This is a genomic window from Tamlana crocina (assembly GCF_012037625.1).
Window position 1 is genome coordinate 1 of sequence record NZ_JAAVJS010000521.1, and the last position, 355, is coordinate 355.

1 pseudogene is annotated in these 355 nt (G+C 39.2%); it reads left to right on the top strand.

Going from position 1 to position 355, the window contains the following annotated elements:
- Positions 1-325: pseudogene (locus HC176_RS17870) on the top strand (ABC transporter ATP-binding protein); the annotation flags it as partial.
- Between the last annotated feature and the right edge of the window lie 30 nt (positions 326-355).

Consider the following 355-nt stretch of genomic DNA (forward strand, 5'->3'; position numbering starts at 1 on the left):
TTACCTGGACCAGCGAAAACTTGCCGATATGCGGCAGGTGGAGAAGCGGGATGTAGAAAAACAGGCACCAAAGGAAAGCAATAAAGATTCCTACCAGAACCAAAAGAAGCTTAAATCTTTAAATAACAAACTTAGCAACATTGAAAGTAAGATCTCAAAACTTGAAAAAGAGATCAAAGCTAAAGATGTTGAGCTGGCCACGAACTATGAAAAAAGTGTGGCTCAAAAAGACTTTTTAAACAAATACCAGGAGAAAAAGAAGGAGCTTGAAAAGCTGATGAAAGACTGGGAAGAGGTGCAGCTTTCCCTGGAAGAAAATAGTTGATCATGCTCGAACACTCATTTAATTGCCCTT